2 protein-coding genes are annotated in these 6,418 nt (G+C 73.2%); both read left to right on the top strand.

Annotated elements, in window-relative coordinates; all coding sequences use genetic code 11:
* On the top strand, window positions 1-327 hold a 327-nt coding region (locus tag IE195_RS25955; protein ID WP_229826470.1), incomplete at its 5' end, for a hypothetical protein.
* A 13-nt stretch (window positions 328-340) separates the two neighbouring features.
* Window positions 341-6,418: SDR family oxidoreductase (locus IE195_RS25950; protein ID WP_191276417.1), on the top strand; the 6,078-nt coding region annotated here is incomplete at its 3' end.

The raw sequence follows: 6,418 nt of genomic DNA, 5'->3' as shown, positions 1-6,418 counted from the left end.
TACTGGGAAATCGGCCCCCAACCCCACCTCACCCCCCACGCCCGCACCACCCTCAACGACCCCACCACCCACTGGCACACCACCCTCCGCAAAAACCAACCGGAGCAAAGGGGCCTGTACCAGTCCGTGGAGGCCTACCTCAACGCCGGGATCGGTGAGCTCGACTGGGCTGCGCTGCACGAGGGCAAGGGCCAGCGCACCGTCATCGTGCCCGGATACCCCTTCACCGCTCAGAAGCTGTCAGCCGAGGCGCCTCGACTGACCGCGGCCGTGAACGCCAACGGCCGGGCGAACGCGCACCCCTTGTTCGACAGCCGTGACGAGTAGAGACGAGGGACCTGTGGACAGCCTGACCCAGAGTTACGGGAAGACCTTCGACCACGACGACGCACTCATCGCCCAGCACCGCTTCGACGGCCGCCCCCTGCTGCCCGCAGCGGCCCAGATCGAGATGATGCTCTTCGCCTTCCTGGAGGGCGGCGCCTTCGCGCCGGTCCAGCTCCACGGAATCGAGTTCCCCAGGCCGCTGGCCCTCGCGGAGGGGCAGCGGGAGAGGGTCCGGCTGGAGGCACGGAGCCGAAACGGCGACCAGACGGACCTCACCCTGCGCACAGAGGACGGGCGGGTACTGTCCGCCTCCCGGGGGCAGACCCTGAACGCTTCCGCGCCCGAGGCGGGCCCGGTCTCCTGCACGGGCAGCCTCGACCCCGGCTCCCTGTACTCGGCCTGGTCCTCGGCTGGGCTGGAGTACGGTCCCGACCTGCGGGTCGTGCGCTCCCTGGCCGTGAGCGCAGGACAGGTGGAGGCGGACCTGGACGGTGCCGCCTCGGCCGGCCCGTGGCTGATGCACCCCCATCTGGTGGACGGGGTCCTCCAGCTGGTGAGCGTCGCCCTGCAGAGCCCGGCGTCCGCTTCCCAGGTGCGCGTCACCCTTCCGGTGGGCATCTCCCGGATCGCCGTCTTCGCGCCCCTGCCGCCCCGGGTCACCGTGAGGGTACGGCGTGTGGACGTCTCCGGCACCCACGGCGTCGCGGACGCCCAGGTGCTCGACGGCGAGGGGGGCGTGATAGCCCTCCTGGAAGGGGTGCGCATGCACCTGGGCGCTGTCGGAACCCGACCGGGACTGGGCACTCAGCTGTCGTGGACCCCCGAGGCCCCCTCCTTCCCCCACCCGGTCGAGGGCACCTGGGTGGTCCTGCGCGACACGCGCCGTCCGGAGCGCACCGCCCAGGACGAGACCGTCGGCCTGCTGCGTGAGCGCGGCGCCCGGGTCGTCGAGGTGCTCCCGCCCGGAGCGGCTCCGCCGGAGGAAGGGCAGGCACGATGCCTGTCCGAGGTGTCGGAGGCTGCCTTCGCCGAACTCTGGGACGAGGTCGGCGAGGTCTCCGGCGTGGTCCACATGTGGTCGACGGGCCCCGGACGCGCCGAGGAAGAGGAACTCGACACCGGTCTGCACGCCTGCGCACACGCCCTGCGGACCCTGGGTGCGCACCAGCGGACCAGCCGCTTCACCGTGGTGACGGAGCACGCCCAACCCGTGTCGGAGGGGGACCGCCCCCTACCGGCCAGGTCGGCCCTGTGGGGCCTGGTGCGCACGGCCGCGATCGAGTACCCGGGACTGTCCCCGCGCCTGGTCGACCTCGACTCCTCCACGGCCTCGGCCCTGGCCGCGGCGGAGGAACCGGTGGGAGAGAAACCGGAGTGCGCCTACCGTGACGGCAGCCGCACGGTCCCCTGCCTGGTGGAGGCCCCCTTGCCCGCGCGGCGTCCGGGTGTTCGGCCCGGAGGCCGTTACCTCCTGTTGGGAGGACACGGGGGCATCGGGGTGGAGGTGGCCGCGCGCCTGGCCGGGGAGGGAGCGGGCGAGCTGGTCCTGGTGGGCCGCTCCGATCCGGATCCCGGGGTCGTGGAGCGCTTGGCGGGCACCGGCTGCAGGGTGCGCTCGCTGCGTGCTGACGCCTCCGTCCCCGGTGCGATGGCCCAGGTGGTGGCCGAGGTGCTCTCCGACGGGCGGGGGCTGCACGGTGTGGTGCACGCGGCGGGCGTGCTCCGGGACGGGCTGTTGCGCAGCTCGACCCGCGAGGACGTGGACGCGGTGCTCGCGCCGAAGGTCTCGGGCGCCCGCGAGCTGGCATCGGCCGTGGAAGGGCTGGAACTGGACTTCGCCGTACTCTTCGGCTCGGTCTCGGGCACGTTCGGCAACCTGGGCCAAGCAGGTTACGCGGCCGCCAACGCCTACCTGGACGGCTTCGCACACGCCCAGGGCAGTCCGTGGACCACGGTGTCGTGGGGCCTGTGGGGCGAGGTCGGAATGGGCGTGGAAGCCGCCGACCAGCTGCGCCGGCGCGGTGTGCGCCCCCTGGGGAACCAGGAGGCCCTGGACGCGTTCGTCTCGGTGCTGCGCAGCGACGAACGCATGGTCGTGGTGGCCCACCCGGACGGACGGACCGTGCCGCACCCCGTGTCCGGGCGGGGACGGCCCCTCGCGGTGCCCGAACCGGCCCCGGCCCCGCGTCCTGCGCCGGCACAGGACGCGGCGGCACAGGACGCGGCGTCCCCGACCGCCGCCGTCGGCGAACGGGTCGAACGCTTCCTGGCCCGGCGCCTGGGCGCCGAACGGCTCACACCGGCCACCCCCCTGAGCGACTACGGGATCGACTCCATCATGAGCGTGGAGATGGCCGAGGAGCTGTCCCGGATCGTGGGGAGGGAGCTCCCCTCGACCCTGTTCCTGGAGCACCCCGACGTCGCCGGAGTGACCCGGGCCCTGATCGAGGAGTACGGGGTTACCGCCGCCGACGGCACCGCCGTGCCCGCCGCGGAGGCGGACACGCCCCCGGCTCCCGCGGAAGAACCCGTGGAGGAGGGGGAAGCGGACAGTACCCACGGGGCCGCGGACGCACCGGTACGTGACGGAGACGTCGCGATCGTCGCCGTCTCCGGAGACCTGCCCGGCGCGGAGGACCTGGACGGTTTCTGGGACCTGCTGATGTCCGGGGGGACCGCGTTCACTGAGGTGCCCGAGCAACGGTGGGACGTCGACGCGCTGTTCGAACCCCGCTCAGCGGGTATGTCGGGGACCTACTGCCGGAACGGGGCCTTTCTCCGCCTGCCCGACCGGTTCGACCACCGCTTCTTCCAGACCTCGCGGCGCGAGGCGGACGAGATGGACCCCCAGCAGAAGCTCTTGTTGGAACACGCCTGGCGCGTGGTGGACGAGGCCGGCCTGAGCGGCCGACCCGACATCGGCGTGTTCGTGGGCGCGACCTACCAGCACCACCGGGACGCCTCCGGTCTGGAGGAGGTCAGCCCGCACACCGCCCTGGGGTCCATGAACGCGCTTCTGGCGAACCGGATCTCCTACACGCTCGACCTCACCGGACCGTCCCAGACCGTCGACACGCTGTGCTCGTCATCCCTGGTGGCGCTGCACCAGGCGGTGCAGGCCCTGCGCGCGGGCCAGTGCGGGGCCGCCGTGGTCGCGGCCTGCCACGTGGGACTCACCCCCTGGTACTACCGCAGCCTCAGCCAGCTCGGAGCGCTCTCACCCGACCTGCCCCGGCCCTTCGACGAAGACGCCGACGGCTTCGTCCCCGGCGAGGGCGCCGTGGCGGTCCTCCTCCGGCCCCTGGCCGACGCGGAGCGCGACGGCGACCACGTGTGGGGGGTGGTTCGTGGCACGGCGGTCAACCACGGCGGGCGGGGCGGAGCCCTGCCCGTACCCCGGCGGTCCGCCCAGGAGGCGGTGATCCGGGCTGCCCTGGCGGACGCCGGGACAGCACCGGAGGAGGTCTCCCTGATCGAGGCGCACGGGACGGCGACCCAACTCGGTGACCCGGTCGAGGTGGCGGCGCTGGGCTCCGTCTTCGGTTCCTGCGCCGGTGAGCGCCTGCTGGGCTCGTTGAAGGCCAACATCGGACACCTGGAGCCCGCCAGCGGCCTGGCCGCCCTGGTCAAGGTCCTGCTCTGCCTGCGCCACGGGGCGGTCCCGCCGTTGGCGGGTTACCGGACCCCCTCCAGCCGGATCGACCTGGAGGGGGCGGGGCTGTCGGTGAACCGCGAGGCCCGGGCCTGGTCCGACGACCGGCCGCGGGTCGCCGGGGTGAGCGCGTTCGGCATGGGCGGCGCCAACGCCCATGCCGTCATCGCCGAGCACCAGCGTGAAACCGCGCCCGAGCCCGAGCCGGGGGCGGAGCAGGTGCTGCTGCTGTCGGGGCATACTCCCGAGGCTCTGACACGAAGGATCCGCGACGTCGCCGACTGGCTGTCCACGTGCGAGGCGAATCTGGCCCAGGTGTGCTTCTCCGCGGCCGTGGGCAGGGACCACCGGGAATTCCGGGCCGCGTTCTACGGCACCGACCGAGCAGAGATCCTGGCCGGCGCACACAGGTCGCTGGAGTCGGAGACGGGTCCGGTGGGTGTCTGGGCCGCCGGTGTCGGCACCCCCCTCACCGGCCCGGCGGCCGAGCGGGCCGCCCGGTTCGTCGGAGGCGAAACCGTGGACCGGGGCCCGGACCGCCCCTCCGGAAGGCGGGTCGTCCTTCCCCCGTACCCGCTGGGCGGGACCCCCGCCCCGTCCTCGGCGCCCGGAAGCGGCTCCCCGGTGACGCTCCCGAAGACGGAGGAGGAGGGGGCACTGGTCGCCCAGCACCGCGTGCGCGGCGAGCAGACGGTACCGGCCGCGCTACTCGTGCTGCGGGCACTGGCCCATGCGGACGCGGTGGACGAGATGGTCTTCGCCGAACCGGGGACCGGTCCCGGCGAGCTCACCGAGGAGCGGTCCGGTGGGACGCTCCGCCTCCGTTGGGACGGCAGGAACATCGCGCGTGCGCGGTTGGGCGGTACCGCCACACAGGCGGAACGAACGGTGCCGGACGGGGAACCGCGGCGCTCCTTGGACCCGGTGGGGCTCTACGCGTGGTTCGAGGCGGCCGGCGTCGAGTACGGTCCCGCACTGGCGGTCGTCGACGAGGTGCGCTTCGACACCGGGGTCACGGTCTGCTCGCTACGGACGGACCCGAACGCCTCCCCCGGGGCCGCCGCGGTGGCAGCACTGGACGCCGCGCTGCAGAGCATGGCGGTCCTGACCATCGCGGACCGTGCGGACACCGGCCCCCTCTGCCTGCCCGCCTCGGTCGACGCGATCCGTGCCTTCGGCGACCCCGCACTGTGCAGACGGGTGCGCACACGACTCGTGTCGGCCGAACCCGGCGGTACACGCGTGGCCGATACGGTGCTGCTGGACGAGGGGGGCCGGGTCCTGCTCTCCCTGAGCGGGGTCCATTACGCGCCCGTACCCGCTCCGGACAGGCGGCCCCTGCCGGAGGGGGAGCCGGAACCGGGTCCCCCGGCCCCCTCGCGGAACCGAAGCGTGACCGATGTGGTGCGCACCCTGCTGCGCGAGCCGGACCTGACCCCCGACACCCCCTTCACCCTCCTGGCCGTCGACTCGATGCTGGCAACCGAGATCTCCGAGCGTTTGGAGTCGGAACTGGCGGTGACGGTCAGCGCTCTGGACGTACTGGACGCCCGCGACTGCCGGGCCCTGGCCGCCGCTGTGGGGGCGCCCGAGCCCGAGGAGTGGCAGACCCGACCGCAGGAGGCGACGGCGGAGGAACCACCGGCGGAACCCGCGGACCGGCCAGCCCCCTCCGGGCCCGTCCCGCACCCCGGCCCCGGCGGGACACCGGAGGGTTCGGCCCCCGGTACGCGTGACGTGGCGGTGGTAGGAGTCGCCCTCGCGCTGCCCGGGGCACGCACGCCGGAGGAACTGTGGGGACTGCTGGAGGAGGGCCGCAGCGCGGTCGGGACCGCTCCCGCCAAGCGCTGGGAAGGCAGGCGCACCCGGCCCCCCGGCGGTTTCCTGGAGGACATAGAGGACTTCGACGCCCAGCTCTTCGGTGTCTTCGCCAACCAGGCCCGGGTGCTCGACCCCCAGGCCCGCTGGCTCCTGCGCGGAGCATGGGAGTGCCTGGAGTCGGCCGGGGTCCCGCCGACCTCCGCGGCCGGCACGAGGACCGGGATGTTCGTGGGAGCCAGCTACCAGCACTACCGCGAGTACAACATCGAGCCCGAGTTGGACGCGCTGAGCGGCCTGGGCAACCACAACGCGTTCCTGGCCAACCGGGTGAGCCACTTCCTGGACCTGCGCGGCCCCAGCATGACCATCGACACCCTGTGCTCCTCCTCGCTGGTGGCCCTGCACCAGGCAGTACGCAGCATCCGCGACGGCGAATGCGAACAGGCCCTCGTCGCCGGGGTCAGGCTCGCGTTGTCCCCGCTGCACTACCACGCCATGAACAGCCTGAAGGCGCTCTCCCCGACGGGGCGGTCCCGAGCCTTCGACGCCACCGCCGACGGATTCGTCCCCGGAGAAGGCGTCATCACCCTCCTGCTCAAACCCCTCCACCACGCCCTA

It is taken from the genome of Nocardiopsis terrae, assembly GCF_014651695.1.
Classification (GTDB): domain Bacteria; phylum Actinomycetota; class Actinomycetes; order Streptosporangiales; family Streptosporangiaceae; genus Nocardiopsis; species Nocardiopsis terrae.
Note: the sequence above shows the minus strand (reverse complement) of the source record. Positions and strands in the feature narration are given on the sequence as shown.